14 protein-coding genes are annotated in these 16,560 nt (G+C 48.8%); 9 read left to right on the top strand and 5 right to left on the bottom strand.

The features are described 5' to 3' along the window. Nucleotides 1–12: 12 nt before the first annotated feature. Both QZ176_RS01875 and QZ176_RS01870 read left to right on the top strand, forming a co-directional pair. A complete protein-coding gene (locus QZ176_RS01875; RefSeq protein ID WP_295150810.1) occupies nt 13–867 on the top strand; it encodes a universal stress protein in 855 nt (284 codons plus the stop codon). A gap of 397 nt (nt 868–1,264) precedes the next feature. Beyond that, nucleotides 1,265–1,711 carry a hypothetical protein gene (locus QZ176_RS01870; protein ID WP_295150808.1) on the top strand — a complete coding sequence of 149 codons (447 nt, stop codon included), beginning with the start codon at nt 1,265–1,267 and terminating at the stop codon, nt 1,709–1,711. 124 nt (nt 1,712–1,835) lie between these two features. On the opposite strand, the gene QZ176_RS01865 is transcribed toward QZ176_RS01870, so the two are convergent. From QZ176_RS01865 to dcd, 4 genes are read right to left on the bottom strand one after another with little or no spacing between them, the layout of a single operon-like run. After that, nucleotides 1,836–2,999, bottom strand: coding sequence for a cation:proton antiporter (locus QZ176_RS01865; RefSeq protein WP_295150806.1), 1,164 nt, complete (start codon nt 2,997–2,999; stop codon nt 1,836–1,838). Then, a complete protein-coding gene (locus QZ176_RS01860) occupies nt 2,972–4,138 on the bottom strand; it encodes a metallophosphoesterase family protein (protein WP_295150804.1) in 1,167 nt (388 codons plus the stop codon). The genes QZ176_RS01865 and QZ176_RS01860 overlap by 28 nt, the downstream gene beginning before the upstream one ends. Continuing rightward, nucleotides 4,135–6,366 carry a type I DNA topoisomerase gene (topA, locus tag QZ176_RS01855; RefSeq protein WP_295150802.1) on the bottom strand — a complete coding sequence of 744 codons (2,232 nt, stop codon included), beginning with the start codon at nt 6,364–6,366 and terminating at the stop codon, nt 4,135–4,137. Before topA ends, QZ176_RS01860 begins: the two co-directional genes overlap by 4 nt. Nucleotides 6,367–6,369: 3 nt before the next feature. Beyond that, on the bottom strand, nt 6,370–6,933 hold the full coding sequence (gene dcd, locus QZ176_RS01850; protein WP_295150800.1) for a dCTP deaminase: 564 nt from the start codon (nt 6,931–6,933) through the stop codon (nt 6,370–6,372). A gap of 174 nt (nt 6,934–7,107) precedes the next feature. Here dcd and QZ176_RS01845 point away from each other — a divergent pair, with 174 nt between their 5' ends. From QZ176_RS01845 to QZ176_RS01830, 4 genes are all read left to right on the top strand, one after another. Beyond that, on the top strand, nt 7,108–8,106 hold the full coding sequence (locus tag QZ176_RS01845; RefSeq protein WP_295150900.1) for a type II asparaginase: 999 nt from the start codon (nt 7,108–7,110) through the stop codon (nt 8,104–8,106). Between the two features lie 420 nt (nt 8,107–8,526). Continuing rightward, nucleotides 8,527–8,985, top strand: a complete 459-nt coding sequence (gene accB, locus QZ176_RS01840; protein WP_295150798.1) for an acetyl-CoA carboxylase biotin carboxyl carrier protein — start codon at nt 8,527–8,529, stop codon at nt 8,983–8,985. Further along, a complete protein-coding gene (locus tag QZ176_RS01835) occupies nt 8,982–10,319 on the top strand; it encodes an acetyl-CoA carboxylase biotin carboxylase subunit (RefSeq protein ID WP_291938702.1) in 1,338 nt (445 codons plus the stop codon). Before accB ends, QZ176_RS01835 begins: the two co-directional genes overlap by 4 nt. 359 nt (nt 10,320–10,678) lie before the next feature. Continuing rightward, a complete protein-coding gene (locus QZ176_RS01830) occupies nt 10,679–11,374 on the top strand; it encodes an Abi-alpha family protein (protein ID WP_295150796.1) in 696 nt (231 codons plus the stop codon). 672 nt (nt 11,375–12,046) lie between these two features. Here QZ176_RS01830 and QZ176_RS01825 read toward each other — a convergent pair. Next, nucleotides 12,047–13,048: a hypothetical protein gene (locus QZ176_RS01825; RefSeq protein WP_295150794.1), complete on the bottom strand. Its 1,002-nt coding sequence runs from the start codon at nt 13,046–13,048 to the stop codon at nt 12,047–12,049. Between the two features lie 237 nt (nt 13,049–13,285). Here QZ176_RS01825 and QZ176_RS01820 point away from each other — a divergent pair, with 237 nt between their 5' ends. The 3 genes from QZ176_RS01820 to pepE are packed head-to-tail and all read left to right on the top strand — an operon-like array spanning nt 13,286 to nt 16,560. Further along, nucleotides 13,286–14,524 carry a Zn-dependent hydrolase gene (locus tag QZ176_RS01820; protein ID WP_295150792.1) on the top strand — a complete coding sequence of 413 codons (1,239 nt, stop codon included), beginning with the start codon at nt 13,286–13,288 and terminating at the stop codon, nt 14,522–14,524. A gap of 10 nt (nt 14,525–14,534) precedes the next feature. Continuing rightward, complete coding sequence (locus QZ176_RS01815; protein WP_295150791.1) at nt 14,535–15,851, top strand: amidohydrolase; 1,317 nt, start codon at nt 14,535–14,537, stop codon at nt 15,849–15,851. A 10-nt stretch (nt 15,852–15,861) separates the two neighbouring features. Beyond that, a complete protein-coding gene (pepE, locus tag QZ176_RS01810) occupies nt 15,862–16,560 on the top strand; it encodes a dipeptidase PepE (RefSeq protein ID WP_295150789.1) in 699 nt (232 codons plus the stop codon).

The following is a 16,560-nucleotide window of genomic DNA, read 5'->3' as shown; positions in this document are numbered from 1 at the left end:
AGGAGCGTAAAGATGCAGCTTAAAAAGATATTTTTCCCTATCGGCGGCGGCGAGGAGCTAGCCGAGCGCATACACGGAGCGCTACTCGTAAATAAATTTTTCGGCACGCACATCAACATAATGGCGTGCCAGCTCGATCCTAAGATGATCTACAACGTTCGTATGACGCTAAAAGGCGGCGTGCTGATGGAGGAATTTTTAAAATCCGCGGGCGATGAGATGAGGGCCGAGCGCGAGGTGATCAAAGCTATCTTCGACACTGAATGCGCCAAGCTAGGCCTAGATCAAAGCGACGACGATCACGTCCCAAATAGCGCCGCTTTGAGGCATATGGTAGGCATCCGCTCCGAGCTGGTCGAGAAATACTCTAAATATTGCGATTTAGTACTGGTCTCGGTGCCGCCTACGGGCTCTATCACCGGCACGTTCGAAGCGGCGGTCACCAAAAGCGGCAAGCCTTGCATCGTCATACCGCGCAAGCTACAGGAGTTTAGGGCGGATAAAATTTTAGTTTCGCTTACCGGCACTGCGGCGTCTGCAAGAGCGCTCGATAATTGGCTAGAGCTTTTACAGCGCGCCAAATCTATTACCGTCATCACGGCAAACCACTACCTTCAAGATGATCTTGCCGAAACGAAGCGCCGTATAAGCGACTATCTAGCCTTGCATGACGTTAAAATCGATGTTTTTGAGGCGTTAAATGCCGAGGGCAAGATCCCGGGACAGGTGCTACTAGAGTACGCCGACGCGGGCGATTTCGACCTCATAGTCGCGGGCTTGCACTCAGACAGCGGCATAAAAGAAATTTTCTTAGGCGGCGCGTCAAAATACTTCCTACAAAAGACCAAAATTCCGGTCTTAATGTAGCTTAAAGCCTAGACGCCGTGTTGCGGCACACTGCCTGCACCGCGTCTAAGATTAATCGGCTTTTAAGCGCCGTAAGCTAAAGTTTAAATTTTAATCGGCTCGCTTTGGCTTTATTAGCCCGTCTGCAAATCGTGCAGTTATGCCATTTTGCGGATGGGTTACTGCAATTAATTTTATCGCTAGCTTTGCTGACGAGCCGCGCTTGCTTTGCCGCAGCGAACGGAAGCAAGTATATCCGCGGCGAGTTAGCAGTCGCGGCAAGCGCGCCGGTCCATCTTTGAGTGCGGCGAGTTTGAAATTTCCATGCTTGTCGTTTTCGATTGCGTCGCAGATTTCGCATAACTTTGCGCTTGAAATTTCCGCTTGCACGCTAAATTTTAAATTCCAAGGAGCGCAGATGGCGTTTGAAAATGCAATCATCACTAAAGAGGATGATAAAAAGTATGGATTGAGTGAAATATTTTATAAATATAATCCGCCGTATAAAGAATTTATTGACAAAAGTAGAAATTGTTGGATGTGGTGTCTTTATAACTTTCCTAGTAATGAGTTTGATCATGCGCTTAGTACAGAGACTATTTGGATTCTATATTATAATAATGAATTCCTAGAGGTAATTATGGATTATGAAATTATTATAAACAGAACTTTAAAACCAGAAAAATTTCATAGAATCTGGAAACTCCTAGATTTAAAACCAAATCATACGCAAAGTCTTAATAAGCAAGATATTTTGTATTTAATAAAAGAAATTTTAGAGGCATATAGAGATCGTGATTTGTTCGGAGAGGAGCCAAACTACACCATGGCACTCCAAGACCTAACCGATTGCGCCGCAAAATAGAGCTTTAAATTTAACTCCATTTTAGTCCCGCATAAATCAAATTTTATAGAATTCTAGAATTTCGCGAAATTTTGAAATTCTAAAATTCCAAAATCCTATAATCTTAAAATTTTAAAACCCCGCCCTAAAATTTCTTGTAAATAAAATTTATCAAAATCATCGACGCGAGCGCCTCTATGAGTGAGGCGATAATCATCGCGAAGTATATCTCTTGCGAGATCGCGGCGGTGGAGTAAAAAAGTGTCGCCGTGGCGATGACGAGGGTTAGCGGCATGCATAGCGATAGCGCGAAAAGCACCGCGCCTTTGCGCCCCAGAGTGCTTAAAAATGTAGCGCTCGCAAGCAGTCTGATGCCGAACATCAGCGCCGCTAGGCTCGCGGCAAAGCTCATCACTCCGGGCATAAGTAGCGCTTCTAGCTTGATCACGGCTCCGGTGTGTATGAAAAATATCGGCACCAAAAAGCCAAAGCCGAACGACGATAGCTTCTCGATGAGGTCGTCCTTGTGCGAGAAAAAGGTCGGCAGAAAGGTGCCTGCGATGAAGGCGCCGATTACGACCTCAAGCCCCAAAAGCATTACTCCGGCGCAGATGAGGCAAAACAGCGCCATCGCAAATCGTACGTCCTTTTCGTTTTTGTCGTATTTGGGCATGATGACCGTTTTTAGCGCGGGGAACCACCAAAATAGAATTTCAAGCCCTTTAAAAACCGCTAGAGCTGCCGCCGAAAAGCCCAAAAGCGCGCCGATATGAAGCGCCATCTCGACGCCGAAGCCGTTTTTAAGGTAGATGCCGCCCACCGTGAGGGCGGCGATGCTGATGAGCTCGCCGATCACGCCCGCAGGCATCGCGAGATTGAGCCACGCTTGATCCTTGCCGTACTCCTTATACAGCGCCGAAAGCAGCCCGACGCTCATCAGAGGCGCTGCGATGATAAGCATCTGCGGCAGTTCAAACATCCAAACCGCAAGCGCGCTTAGGATATAAAGCAGCGCCAAAAAGATTAGGATCAGCCGCAGAATTTTACGCGGCATCGCAAGCAGCGCGCGGAAATCCACCTCGCAGCCCGCCAAAAACATAAGGTAGCAAAAGCCGATCTGCGCGGCTAGATCGAAGGTCGCGCTTGGCGGCAAAAGCCCTAAATTTGCGGCTATGATGCCAAGCATGATCTCCATGGGCGAGAGCGGAATTCTAGCTAAGCTAGCCAAAAAGGGCGAAGCAAAGATCAAAAACGATAGCGCGATTAGGACGTAAATTTCATTCATAGTTTTATCTCGCGTTCGCGCCATTTTAGAGCTTTTTCGGGCGCGGCGCAGACGTGAAATACGCGGAGCTTCCCGCCTTGCGCTACAACGTAAGCAAACTCGAAAAGCCGCTTTTTGCGCCCGCAAATCTCGCCAGGATTTAGTACGAGCGCGCCGTTTTTATCCACCGCCGCGGCGAAAAAATGGGTGTGGCCGTAAATTTTGATAGTTGGAATTTTGCCTGCGCCTCGCCCACACGGACCTCGATTTTTACTTTCGCCGCTTGTGTTGGAGTCAGAATTCGCGGTCAAATTTGAGCCCAAGTTCGGCGCGGATAAATTTGCGCTTAAATTTGGCGCCGTTAAATTTGCTGCGCGATCCGCACTCAAGCTCGCTTTAGAGTTCATATCTGGGCTCATATCAGCGGCTAAATTCGCGTTTTCATTTGAGTTTAAATTTGCGTTCGGGCTTGAAGCGAGGTCTGCATTCAAATCTAAGTCTAAATTTGCGTTTGAGTTCGCGCCTGCATTCAAGCTCAAGTTTACATTTGGACTTGCGGACTGCCCGCTTTTTAAATTTGCGCTCGCGCTAACTATGTTTTTAAAATTTACATCTGTGCTGCGCGCGCCGTTTAAAATTCTATCTGCACTCGCAGTATTAAAATTTGAGTTTAAATTTACCGAGCGATCCACCGCTTTAGAATTTGCGATTAAAATTTCCCCGCAATCCGCTCCGCAGCCTGAGCCTAAATTTACGCCACAACCTACTTCGTCGCTAAAGCTAGAATTTTTGACTAGGTCTGCGCCGAAATCCTTGCGAAAATTTGCCGCGCGATCCGCACCCGCGTCTAAATTTAATCCGCCAGCTTCATTTTGCGCCGCGGGCTCCTCGTCAAAGAGATAAAACGGATGGTGCATTATTTTTAGTCGCAGCCCGGCAAACTCCGTGCAGAAGGGCTCATCGTACAGGTTGAACTCATTTTTAAATTCAATAAGCGCTTCGTCGTTGTTTCCTAAAACCGCGAAGTAGGGCTTGCCGCTTTGTCGCAAAAGCCGCAGCGTCTCGCTCTCGACGATGTCACCTGCGTGCACGAGCAGATCGGCGCCTCGCGCGAGCAGCCACTCTATGGCGCTGGCAGCGACCTTTGTTTCGCGATGAGAGTCCGAGATGACGCCTATTATCAATCGATCTCTTCTTTAAACTTGCACTGCGGACACTCGGCGAAGTTGCCTTTTTTCAGCTCTTTGCGGAGCATGTATGAGTTGCCGCACTGCGGGCATGCGCGCGCGATCGGCGCGTAGTTGCTTACAAAGCCGCATTTAGGGTAGTTCGTGCAGCCGTAGAATTTGCCGCGTCTGGAGAAGCGCTCGACGATCTCGCCGGTGCCGCAGCTCGGGCACTTGACGCCCGTGGAGACGAGTGGCTTTTTCTCTTTCGCCTCGCCCTCGATTTTGCGCGAGTATTTGCACTTCGGATAACCCTCGCAAGCGATAAACTCGCCGTATCTGCCTTTGCGCTTGATCAAATTTTTACCGCACTGCGGGCATTTTTCATCTAGCACTTCGGGCGCCGCCTTCTCCTCGCTCGCCCCCTGGGCGCTGGCGTCCGCGTTGCGCGAGTATTTGCACTTCGGATAGTTCGAGCAAGCGATAAACTCGCCGAATCTGCCCTGCCTCTTAAGTAGCTCGCCGCCGCAGTTCGGGCATGCTTCGCCGATCTTTTCGGCTAGCTTTTGGCTTGCGATCGACGTTTTTCCTTTGGCGATCTCGTCCATAAAAGGGTAGTAAAAATCCGCTAAAATTTGCTGCCAGTCCGCTTTGTTTTCGGCGATGTCGTCGAGCTTCTCTTCCATTTTGGAGGTAAACTCGCTATCGACGATGTTTTTAAAATTTTGCTCCAGCATCTCGGTGATCTTAAAGGCGATCTCGCTCGGCACCAGGTGCTTTTGCTCGATATTGACGTAGTTGCGCGCAGTAAGCAGCGAGATGGTAGGCGCATAGGTCGAGGGCCTGCCGATACCTAGGCTTTCGAGCTTTTTGATGAGGCTTGCTTCCGAATAGCGTGCCGGCGGCTCGGTGAAGTGCTGCTGCGAGCTTAGACTTTGCAGGCTCATCGCGTCGCCCGTGCTAAGGCTCGGTAAAATTTTATCCTTATCCAGATCGCCGTAAGCCTTGTAAAATCCGTCAAATTCCACCTTGCGCCCGCTGATCTTAAACGCGCCCTCTTCGCCGCGCACGATGATCGTTTGGATCTGCGAGACGCTAGGGCTCATCTGCGAGGCTACGAAGCGGTTGTAGATGAGCGCGTAAAGGCGGTATTCGTCGCGAGGCAGGATTTTTTGCGCGAGCTCGGGGGTAAGCTTTAGATCGGTAGGTCGTATCGCTTCGTGCGCCTCCTGCGCGCTTTTGCTTTTGGTGGCGTATAAATTCGCGCTTTTGGGCAGATACTTTTCGCCGAAGTGCTCTCCGATCAACTCGCGAGCTGCCGCGATCGCTTCTTTGGCGATATTTAGTGAGTCGGTTCGCATGTAGGTGATCGCGCCGCCGTTTTTGGTATTGACGCCCTCATAAAGGCTCTGCGCGAGGCTCATTGTCTTGCGCGGATTAAAGCCCAGAGCCGTGCTCGCCGCCTGCTGCAGCGTCGAGGTCATAAACGGCGGGTAAGGGTTTGTTTTGCGCGATTTGCTCTCGATACTCTCTACGCTAAATTTGTCTTTTTGCAGCGTCAGGACGATCTCGCTAGCCTGCGCTGCGTTTTTGACTGAGAGCTTTTCCATCTTCTCGCCGCGAAATTCCACGAGCTCGGCTTCTAAGTCCTTTTTAAAAACCGCGTCGATGCTGTGAAATTCTACCGGTTTAAAATTTAAAATTTCGCGCTCGCGATCGACGACGATCTTAAGCGCGGCGCTTTGGACGCGACCCGCGCTTAAGCCGCGCTGGATCTTTAAATTTAAAAGCGGACTTAGCTTGTAGCCCACGATGCGATCGAGCAGGCGGCGTGCTTGTTGGGCGTTTACGCTTGCGATATTGAGCTTGCGCGGCGAACTTAGCGCGTTTGAGATCGCGCTTTTGGTGATCTCATGAAACACGATGCGCGGTAGCTCCTGCGCCTGCTTGCCGATCGAAGCGGCGATATGATAGGCGATCGCCTCGCCCTCGCGGTCCTCATCCGTCGCGAGGTAAATTTGATCCGCCTTTTTGGCGAGCGTCTTTATCTGTTTTACGATCTGATCGTGATCGGCGCTGATTTCGTATTCTGGCTCGAAGCTTTTATCTTTGATTTTAATGCCGAATTTTTTCTGCGGCAGATCGCGGATATGTCCCTTGGAAGCGACGACGTCGTAGTCATCGCCTAAAAATTTTTTGATAGTTTTGGCTTTTGCCGGGGATTCTACGATGATTAAATTTTTCATTGTTTAATCCTTTAGAATTCTAGGCAGCGTGATGCCCTTTTGGCTTTGGTATTTGCCCTTTTTGTCGCAGTAGCTCACCTCGCACGGCTCATCTCCTTGCAGAAACAAAACCTGCGCGATGCCTTCGTTCGCGTAAATTTTTGCAGGCAGCGGCGTGGTGTTGGAAATTTCAATCGTGATGTGTCCCTCAAAACCGGGCTCAAATGGCGTTACGTTTACGATGATGCCGCAGCGCGCGTAGGTGCTTTTACCGAGGCAGATCGCAAGCACGTCGCGCGGCATTTTGAAGTATTCGATGGTGCGCGCTAGCGCGAAGGAATTCGGCGGCACGATGCAGACGTCGCCCTCAAAATCCACGACGTTTTTTGCGTCGAAATTTTTAGGATCGACGACCGTTCCGCCGACGTTTGTAAAAATTTTAAATTCGCGCGCTACGCGTATGTCGTATCCGTAGCTCGAAAGTCCGTAGCTAACGACGCCGCGGCCGATATTTTCCTCGCAAAAGGGCGTTATCATATCGTGCTGCTGCGACATCTGTCTGATCCATTTATCGCTTTTCAGTCCCATAAAATTTCCTTAAAATAATCAAAATTTTTCGCGCATTATAGCAGCAAAATAAAATATAATAAAAATTTTATGCTAGAATTTTGCTTAAATTATAAAAATTTTATCACTTTTTAAGGAGCAACTATGGGACTACTCAAGAAATTTGCGTTTATTACGTTTTTTATCGCGTCATCTTTGGCTGCTGCGAAGCCAAATATTTATATTTTAGCTACCGGCGGTACGATCGCGGGAAGCAGCGCAAGTGCCACGGAGGGCAACTATACCGCAGGCTCAAAGGGCGTAGAAGATATCTTAGCGACAGTACCGCAGTTGGGGGATTTAGCTACGATTAAAAGCGAGCAAATTTCAAATATCGGCTCGCAGGAGATGAATGATGAAATTTGGCTCAAGCTCGCAAACCGCGTAAGCGAGCTGCTTACCAAAAACGACGTCGACGGCATCGTCATCGTGCACGGAACCGATACGATGGAGGAGACGGCGTATTTTTTAAGCCTGGTAGTAAAATCTAAAAAACCGATCGTGTTGGTGGATGCGATGCGAAACGCAGACTCGATGAGTGCTGATGGACCGCTTAATCTATACAACGCCGTTGCCGTCGCGGCAGACAAAAACGCTCGCGAAAAGGGTGCTCTTGTAGTGATGAACGACGAGATTCACGCCGCACGCGAGGTTACGAAAACAAATACTACTAACGTTGCGGCTTTTGCCTCGCCGAATTCCGGCAAAATCGGCACCGTGAATTACGGAGTCGTAAATTTCTATATGGCACCGCTTCGCAAACACACCGTCGCAAGCGAGTTTAATATCAAGGATTTCAAATCCTTGCCGCGCGTCGATATTATTTACGCGCATCCGCAGGACGTGAGCGATTTCGTAGAGACTGCCGTACAAAAGGGTGCTAAGGGCATCGTGGTAGCCGGCATGGGAAACGGAAATTTATACCCCGATACGGAGGCTGCGCTTGCAAAAGCTAGCGAAGCGGGCGTGATCGTCGTGCGCTCAAGCCGCACGGGCAGCGGCTCAACTAGCGTAGGATCAGAGGTGGACGGCGCTAAGCTAGGCTTTTTAACCGCCGATAATCTAAATCCACAAAAGGCGCGCGTGCTGCTGATGCTGGCCCTTAGCAAAACGAGCGATAAAGCGAAAATTCAGAGCTTTTTTGCGACACATTAACGCAGAAATCCCGCGCGGGTAGAATCTCGGCGCGGGGTTTTAAAACAAAATTTCAGCGCGAAATTTTAAAAAAAAGCAAGGTACAGGATTTTGATACGAGCCCAAAAGTGGAATTTTAAAGCAAAGCGCGGCATTTTTGCGCTCTGAGCCTGGGCGTAGAATTTCGGTCGTAAAATTAAGCGTTAAATTTTGAAGGATTTAAAATCATCCTGCGCCCTTACGGCAAAATTTCGTGTCTCGCTTGCGAAGTTCGAGCTTAAAATGAACGAGGCAAATTGCAGCCTATAAATCCTTAAAATTAGTTTGCAAATCCGCCGCAAATTCCGTGCCGCGCCTTTTAAAAGCTCTCGTAAAAATCCATTTAAAGAAACAATTATAAAAATTTAGCTAGAATTTCGCAAATTTTTTCAGGAGAAATTTATGACAAAAGCAGAAATCAAAGAATTAATGGACTTTTTCGGCGAGAAGCAGGGCATTAATGAGCTAAAAATTAAAGATAAAGATTTTGAAATCGAGATAAAAAAATATGGCCCATGCGGTGGTAGCACGCCTCAGCTCGCCGCACCGACACCTGCCCCGCAGCTTGCTGCGCCTGCGGTAAATGTGCTCGTGGGCGATAAGCCCGCTACAAAAGGCGCGATGGATACGATCGACAGCCCGATGGTAGGTACTTTTTATAAGGCACCAAGCCCTGGTGCGGCAGAGTTCGTAAGCGTAGGTCAGGTCGTACATAAGGGCGATACGATCGGCATCATCGAAGCGATGAAGATTATGAATGAGATCGAAGCGGAATTCGACTGCCGCATCAAAAAAGCCCTCGTCGAAGATGGACAGCCGGTCGAATACGCTATGGCGCTGTTTGAGGTCGAGAAGCTATGAGGGAGCTTAAAAAAATTCTAATCGCAAATCGTGGCGAGATCGCTCTGCGCGCGCTTCGCACGATCCAGGAGATGGGCAAGCAAGCTATCGTCGTGCACTCTACCGCCGATCAGGACGCGCTTTACGTGAAATACGCCGACGCGTCGGTCTGTATAGGCGGACCGCGCAGTAGCGATAGTTACCTAAATATCCCCGCGATCATCACAGCCTGCGAGCTAACCGAAGCTGACGCGATATTTCCGGGATACGGCTTTTTGAGCGAAAGTCAAAATTTCGTAGAAATTTGCGCTAAGCACGGCATTAAATTTATCGGCCCGAGCGTCGAGGCAATGACTTTAATGAGCGATAAGAGCAAGGCCAAGCAAGTGATGATGCGCGCGGGCATCCCCGTAGTGCCTGGCAGCGACGGCGCGATCGCAAGCGTCGAAGAAGCACGCAAGCTAGCCGCCGAAATCGGCTATCCGGTCATCATCAAAGCCGCAGCCGGTGGCGGTGGGCGCGGAATGCGCGTGGTCGAGCGCGAAGAGGATATCGAAAAGCTCTTTTGGTCGGCAGAGAGCGAAGCGATGAGTGCATTCGGCGACGGCACGATGTATATGGAAAAATATATCACAAACCCGCGCCACATCGAGGTTCAAGTATTAGGCGACGAGCACGGACACGTCGTTCATATCGGAGAGCGCGACTGCTCGATGCAGCGCCGCCACCAAAAGCTGATCGAAGAGAGCCCCGCCGTGATCTTGGACGAGCCGACACGAAAGAGCCTGCACGAAACGGCGGTTCGCGCCGCTAAGGCAATCGGATACGCAAGCGCGGGAACGTTTGAGTTTTTATACGATAGCAAGGATAAGAAATTCTATTTCATCGAGATGAATACCCGTCTGCAAGTCGAACACACCGTAAGCGAGATGCGAAGCGGGCTCGATCTGATCGAGTGGATGATCCGCATCGCGCAGGGCGAGAAGCTGCTGCCTCAAAGCGAGATAAAATTTAGCGGACACGCGCTTGAGTGCCGCATCACCGCCGAGGACTCTAAAAGCTTTATGCCAAACCCGGGCAAAATTACAAAATACGTCGCTCCGGGCGGCAGAAATGTGCGAATGGATAGCCACGTTTATGAGGGCTACTCGGTGCCGCCTTACTACGACAGCATGATCGGCAAGCTCATCGTCTACGACAAGGACCGCGCGCGCGCGATCGCAAAAATGAAGGTCGCGCTAGACGAGCTCATCATCGGCGGCATAAAATCGACGCGCGATTTTCATCTTAGGATGATGAACAACCCCGATTTCGTGGATAATAACTACGACACAAATTACCTAGCCAAGCACTGAATTTAAAATTCCAAGGGTTGATACTCTTGGAATTTTAAAATTTTTTTGAAATTCTACATTTAAAATTCCGCTTTAAATTTTACATTTAAAAATCTACTTGAGATTTTGTTTTAAAATTTCGTCGCGCCACGCTTTAAAATTTTGCTATTAAATTTGCCGCTAAATCTAGGTGACGACGTGCTAGATACGTCGTCGCGCGTGTTTTATAGCGAGATAAATTTAAGTCCGGAAAAAAAAGATGAGAATAAACGGTGAAACTCGAGGTGAGGTTCGCGGCTTAAAGGTTTTTTGAGGCGAAGGAGAAAATATTTTTCAACTACTTTCGATATAATATGTGTATAAAATATTAAAGGATTATTATGAGTAAAGATTTGGAAGTTGAATTGTCAAAAGATGGTGTGAAGCTCTCTGCCGGCAAAGAGCCAACGCAGGCATTAACAAGCGTTTTAGGTGATATTTTTGGCCCGATAACTGAATTTCTTGGAATTGTTGCGGATGAGATAAAAGCAAGAAGAAAAATAAATCAACTAAAACTTGCTAAGAAAATACAAGAAGAAGCAAAGAGTTTAAATTTTACAAAGGAGCAACTTACCAATATAGGTCTAAAAGAACTTGCAGTTATTGAACAGCATGCTATTTTAGAAGAAGACGAAACATTGCAAAGTATGTGGGCAAAACTTATTGTGGATTCTGTAAGCAATAATGAAGATAAAGATAATTTGATTTTTATGAATATATTAAAAGAGATAACTCCTGTGCAAGCAAAAATATTAAAATTTTACTATGAAGTTATAATCAATAAAAGAGAATACCCTAGCTTAGACAGAGTTCTTAAAGCAGTAGTCGTAAAAAATGAAATTTTAAAACATTTAGATATAGATGAAGATCGCTTTGTTTTCAACATAAGCTCTCTTATGAGATTAGGATTAATAACACAATCAGACATCCCTAGCCAAGTTTTAATAGGTACCGGTACTATACCGATCGGATATAATAAAACAACGCTTACGCCACTTGGTTTTGAGTTTGTGAAAAAATGTATAGGCAATGTTTAGAGTCAAAGTATAACGGTCTCAATGCCTTTTCTTGCTTAATTACTGCTTTGAATTTTTCTACATGCTAACGCTAAAGCTTAAAATTCCAGAGAGTGAAATTCTCTTGAAATTTTAAAGCTTTATTTGAATCCCTGAATTTTAAATTCTATTCGAAATTTTACTTTAAAATTTCGTCGTACCGCGCTTTTAAACCCACTATTAAATTTGCCGCTAAATTGAGTATTAGCATGAGATACGCTGTGATTTGTGCGTGTTTTCACTGCGAGACCAGCGCTATGCCGGGTTTAAATTTAGATTTTACGTCGACCAAGGCGGCTAAATTTAGAATGCACATCCTGCCGCCGCAGATATTTGCTTCCGTCCGCGCGGTTTAGCGGATGATGTGGGCTGCTGCGGCATTTTTGTTCTCATCCCACCAAATAAAATTTAAGATTTATGCCATATGTGTGTTGTGTCGCATATCTTGACGACCGGCTGCCGACGTGCGCGAGTAAGTGGTATAAAATTTATCGCACGAGCCGCCTGCGCCCGTTCGGCGTAAACTTGACCGCGCTCGCCGTTGCGAGCGTGAAATAGTATCGAGCTGCAAATTTTAAACTATCTCGCCGCACGCGCTAGAGGTGGTCATCTGCTTTGCGGGCAAAGCACACTGGGTCTTTAAACCGTCAAATTTCAAACTCCGAATTCCTCGTAAAATTTATTCAGATAATCGGCGTAGTAGAAGTTTTGATTTCTAGCGTCAAATTTACCTGCTAGCTCCAAAGCCGTTTTGTAGTCGCTCTCATCGCCGAACGCGCTAACGGCGATGAAAAATCGCAGGTCGTTCAGATCGTCGTTGCTATCGAGTATGGCGTGCGAGTGTTTGCGAGCTAAGCTTAGAGCCGTCTCGCGCTCATCCAGCCTAACGGCGATCTCGATTAGCGGGGCGATCTGATTTATAACACGAGGATTTGACTCGATCGTCGCCGCGGCCTTTGGCAGCAGGGTTTTTGCCTCCTCTATCTTGCCCGTCTTTATCATGCTAAAAAGTATCGGCGCGTAGGTTATGTGCGGCACCTCGGAGCAGGTTAGCTCGCCCGAGAGCAACGGTGCGGCAAGCTCAAGCGCCGCCGCATGCTCGCCTGCAAAATTTAAATACGCGATCTCATCGCTTGCTTCGCACGCCTCGCAGTCACCCATATCGTCTTTAGCGAGCTTTTTCCACAGCTCATAGTTTGCCTTCGCCTCTCTAGCATCGCCCATATCGATGTTTTGATTCATCAAAGCCTTGTAGTAGGCCGCCAGCGAGAGCTCCAAACGCTCGTAGTAAAACAGCATCGCCTCGTTTGCCTCGTCTATGAGTTCCTTTTCGATCACGGAGCTTTTGGCGATGCCCGAGACTATCCATTTAAATTTCCACAGGCAATCCGTAAAGTCGTCGAAATTCGGGTATTCGCTTTCTTTTAAATTTTGCGCGATGTAGTCCGTGAGCCATAAGAGCGCTCTCGTTCTTAAAACCGCGCCGAATTTTTCAAATTCGTCGTTTAGCACAAAGTCGCAAATTTGCGCGGCAAATTCGAAATTTCCCGCCTCTACGGCGTCTCTTATCGCGTCAAACAGACACTCCTCCTTATCTATCACGCTTTTAAGCCCATTTAGCTTTTCATAAAGCCCCTCTAGCGAGCCCTGTTCCATCCTTGTTCCTCATTAAATTTTGCGATAATTATATCCGTTTAGTCTGAAGTTAAGTAGGCTCGTCGAGATTTTAAAGCCTAAAAGGCAAAATGAAATTTAAACGCTATTTTAAAACAGCTCTGCTCGCGTGCCGTTTTAGCGCCCTATTTGCCACTGCGATAGGTAAATTTCAGCTTTGTTATATAAATTTAATATTAAAATGCCGTACACATAAATTTTTTAAGAAAAGGGGAATTTATGGAGATAAACATGCAGCGCCTTAAAAGCGAGTTCGAGCAGATAAGCCGCTTCGGGGCTTTAGCGGGCGGTGGGCTCACGCGGCTTGCATTTTCGCGCGAGGACAAAGAGGCGCGCGACTTCCTCATATCGCTACTTCAAAAAGAAAATTTCAAGATCAAAATCGACGATACGGGCAATATTTTCGCTAAATTTATTGACGTTAAAAATCCCGATCTACCGTCCGTAAGTGCTGGCTCGCATATCGATAGCGTGCCGCAGGGCGGCTTTTATGACGGTACGCTAGGCGTCATGGCTGCTTTGGAGGCGATCCGCGCGGTGCGAGATAGCGGCGAGGAGCTTGCGCGCCCGCTGGAGCTCATCGTCTTTGTTTGCGAGGAATCAAGCCGCTTTAAAATGGCGACCGTAGGCAGCAAGATAATTAGCGGCAAGCTCTCGCAAAAGCGGCTAGGCGAGCTAAAGGATAAAGACGGAATTTCGCTGTTTGACGCCATGCAGGCTTTCGGGCTAAATCCCGCAAATTTAAAAAGCTGCGTCCTGCCAAAATCCAGCTTTCATAGCTATATCGAGCTTCATATCGAGCAGGGGCCGGTATTGCAGAGGCGGGGTATCCCAATAGGCATCGTCACGGGTATTGCCGCGCCCGTGCGATACGAGCTGCGGATCGAGGGTAGAGCCGATCACAGCGGCGCTACGCCGATGGATATGCGCTGCGACGCCCTGGCTTGCGCTAGCGAGATCATTTTAAGCGCGGAGAGGATCGCAAAGGAGGGCAAAACCACGGTCGCGACGACGGGCTATGCAAATGCGATACCGGGCGTGCTAAACGTGATCCCCGGCTCCTGCACGCTAGGTCTTGATATACGCGATATAGACGAGGATGCGCTTAGGGCGGCGGACGATAAAATTTGCACCGCGATAGATGAAATTTGCGCTCGCCGAGGGTGCAGATTTGAACTAAAAAATCTCATCAAGGATCGCCCCGTAAAGCTAAATGGGGAGATGATAGCTCTGCTTGAGAGCTGTGCCGGCGAGCTTAAAATTCCAAGCCTAAGGCTTCCTAGCGGTGCGGGACACGACGCGATGAATATGACGGAGCTTGCGGATCGTGTTGGGATGCTTTTCGTACCGTGCAAGGACGGTATCAGCCACAACGTAAATGAAAGCATAAACTGGCACGACGCGTTTGCTACTACGAAGGTTCTAGCCGCGGCGATGTTAAGCTTAGCTAAAAAATAAAGGAGAAAAGATGGATGCTATCGCACAAAAAGTAGAGGCGCTAAAAAGCGAGATGATCGGGGATCGCAGGTTTTTTCACTCGCATCCCGAGACGGGCTGGTTTACCTTTTTTACGACCGCGGTTATCGCAGATCGTATGCAGCGCTTGGGCTATGAGATAAAGCTCGGTCGCGATGTGGTAAAGCCCGAAGCCAGACAGGGCGTAGGTAGCAAGGATGCCTGCGAGAAGGCGAAACAGCGCGCCGAAGGGCTGCTAAATGCAGATCAGATAAAATTTCTTGATGCGATGGAGGATGGGCTAACGGGCCTAGTTGCCGAAATAGACACGGGGCGCGCGGGTAAGACGGTCGCTTTTAGATTTGACATAGACGGCGTGGACGTGACCGAGAGCACGGACGCGGATCACCGCCCTTTTAAGGAGGGCTTTCGCTCCGACATTAGCGGCATCACGCACGCGTGCGGGCACGACGGGCATATCACGATGGGACTTGCTCTAGCGAAGCTGATCGCGCAGAGCCTAGACGATTTTAGCGGTAAATTTAGATTTATCTTTCAAACCGCCGAGGAGGGTACCAGAGGCGCCGTAGGCATGGAAGCTGCGGGCGTCACCAAGGGCGTGGATTATCTGCTTGGCGGTCATATCGGCTTTCAGGCGAACACGATGAGAGGCATTATCTGCGGCACCAAGAAGCTGCTTGCGACCACTAAATTCGACGTAAGCTTAAAAGGTAAGTCCGCTCATGCCGCGGGCGCACCGCAAAACGGAGCCAACGCCCTGCTCGCCGCAGCCGAGATGGCGCTTGATATGCACGGCATAACCAGGCACGCAGACGGCGTCACGCGTATCAACGTCGGCGTGCTGCGCGCGGGCGAAGGACGCAACGTCATCGCGCCTAACGGCTATCTCGCGTGCGAGACGCGCGGCGAGAGCACGGAACTGAATGAGTTTATGAAGGCCAAGTGTATGGACATAGTAGAGGGCGTTTCTAAAATTTACGGCGTCAGCTACGATGTGCAGGTTACGGGCGGTACCGCAGGCGGCGATAGCGACGAGGCTACCACGCAGCTTTACGAGGATGCGGCGAAAGCATCGCCGTTTATCGACGATGATAAAATCGTAAGGGAGCTAAACTTCGGCGCATGCGAGGACTTTGCGCATTTTATGCGCTCGGTGCAAGATGCGGGCGGCAAAAGCGGATACTTGATGATCGGCACGACGCTTGCGGCGGGGCATCACAACGGCAAATTCGACTTCGACGAGGACTCGCTGCTTGCTGGAGTGGACGTGTATCTGCGCTGCGCGTATAAGTTAAACGGCAAAATTTAAAGGAGATGAGATGAAAAGAGCACTACTTCTAAGCGCTTCCAGTTACAAAGATAGCGACTATCTGAACCACTGCAAGGGGTGGATCAAGGAATTTTTAGGAGGTCTTTGGGAGGATGAAATTTTATTCATTCCGTTTGCGGGCGTTAGGCGCACGAACGATCAATACGAGCAGAAGGTCGCGGACTGCTTGGAGAGTAACAATATCAGATCGATCCACCGATTCGCCGATATGAAAGCCGCCGTTAGAAATGCCAAATCGATCTGCGTCGGCGGCGGCAATACCTTCGTGTTGCTAAATGAGCTTTATAAATTTGATCTCTTAGGCGTGATCAAAGACGCCGTGGATAGCGGTACGCCGTATTTCGGCTGGTCTGCGGGCGCAAACGTCGCGGGCAAGACGATGATGACTACCAATGATATGCCGATCGTCTTCCCGCCCTCGCCGGTAGCTCTGGGGATCTTTCCGTATCAGATCAATCCGCACTTCATAAGCGGTAAAATTTCAAACCACAACGGCGAGAGCAGGGAGGAGCGGCTGGAGGAGTTTTTGATCGTCAATCAAAACGACAGCGTCTATGCTATGCCCGAGGGTAGCGCGTTTTTGATAAACGGAAGCGAGTGCGAGGCGATGGGGCATGCGGACGTGCTGAAATTCGAGTATAAAAAAGAGATCTCACGCATCGCCGTGGGAAGTAAATTTAAAATTTAA

This window comes from uncultured Campylobacter sp., assembly GCF_905373215.1.
Lineage (GTDB): Bacteria > Campylobacterota > Campylobacteria > Campylobacterales > Campylobacteraceae > Campylobacter_B.
This window is presented reverse-complemented; position numbering and strand designations above follow the sequence as displayed.